Genomic DNA, 1,495 nt, shown 5'->3' with positions numbered 1-1,495 from the left:
TTCTTCCACGCTGCTCGGCTCACGCCGGGACAGATCGATACCGAGTTCCTCCGCCGCGCGGAAGACGTCCTCGTCGGTGTCGCGCATCTCGATGGACATGCCGTCGCTGGACAGCACCTCGACATTGAGGCACAGCGACTGCATTTCCTTGATGAGGACCTTGAAGGACTCCGGAATACCCGGCTCGGGGATGTTCTCGCCCTTGACGATCGCCTCGTAGACCTTCACCCGGCCCAGCACGTCGTCGGACTTGATGGTCAGCAGCTCCTGCAGCGCGTAGGCGGCGCCGTAGGCCTCCAGCGCCCACACCTCCATCTCACCGAAGCGCTGACCGCCGAACTGGGCCTTACCACCCAGCGGCTGCTGCGTGATCATGGAGTACGGGCCCGTCGACCGAGCGTGGATCTTGTCGTCCACCAGGTGCAGCAGCTTCAGGATGTAGATGTAACCGACCGAGATCGGATACGGGAACGGCTCACCGGAACGGCCGTCGAACAACCGCGCCTTACCGCTCTGCTGCACCATCCGGTCACCGTCACGGTTGGCGACCGTGTTGCCCAGCAGCCCGACGATCTCCTCCTCGTGCGCGCCGTCGAAGACCGGGGTGGCCATGTTGGTACGCGGGGCGACCTTCTCGAACCCCTTGTCCTTCAGCCGCTCGGCCCACGCCTCAGCGATGCCCGAGATGTCCCAGCCACGCGCCGCGATCCACCCCAGGTGGGTCTCCAGCACCTGACCGACGTTCATCCGGCCGGGCACACCCAGCGGGTTGAGGATGATGTCGACCGGGGTGCCGTCCTCCAGGAACGGCATGTCCTCGACCGGCAGGATCTTGGAGATGACGCCCTTGTTGCCGTGCCGACCGGCCAGCTTGTCACCATCGGTGATCTTGCGCTTCTGGGCCACGTAGACGCGGACCAGCTCGTTGACGCCCGGCGGGAGCTCGTCGCCCTCGTCGCGGCTGAACACGCGCACGCCGATGACCTTGCCCTGCTCGCCGTGCGGCACCTTCAGCGAGGTGTCGCGGACCTCACGGGCCTTCTCACCGAAGATCGCGCGCAGCAGCCGCTCCTCCGGGGTCAGCTCGGTCTCACCCTTCGGGGTGACCTTGCCGACCAGGATGTCGCCGGGCACGACCTCGGCGCCGATGCGGATGATGCCACGCTCGTCGAGGTCGGCCAGGACCTCCTCCGACACGTTGGGGATGTCCCGGGTGATCTCCTCCGGGCCCAGCTTGGTGTCACGGGCGTCGACCTCGTGCTCCTCGATGTGGATCGAGGACAGGACGTCGTCCTGGACCAGACGCTGGGACAGGATGATCGCGTCTTCGTAGTTGTGGCCCTCCCATGGCATGAACGCCACGAGCAGGTTCTTGCCGAGCGCCATCTCACCGTTGTCGGTGCAGGGGCCGTCGGCGATGACCTGGTTGACCTCGACCCGGTCGCCCTCGGCGACGATGGGCTTCTGGTTGAAGGAGGTGCCCTGGTTGGAGCGC

At 66.1% G+C, this 1,495-nt stretch carries 1 pseudogene; it reads right to left on the bottom strand.

Going from position 1 to position 1,495, the window contains the following annotated elements:
• Nucleotides 1-1,495 (bottom strand): annotated as a pseudogene (locus DMB42_RS52640) (DNA-directed RNA polymerase subunit beta); the annotation flags it as partial.

Source organism: Nonomuraea sp. WAC 01424, assembly GCF_003947315.1.
Taxonomy (GTDB): domain Bacteria; phylum Actinomycetota; class Actinomycetes; order Streptosporangiales; family Streptosporangiaceae; genus Nonomuraea; species Nonomuraea spiralis.
This window is presented reverse-complemented; position numbering and strand designations above follow the sequence as displayed.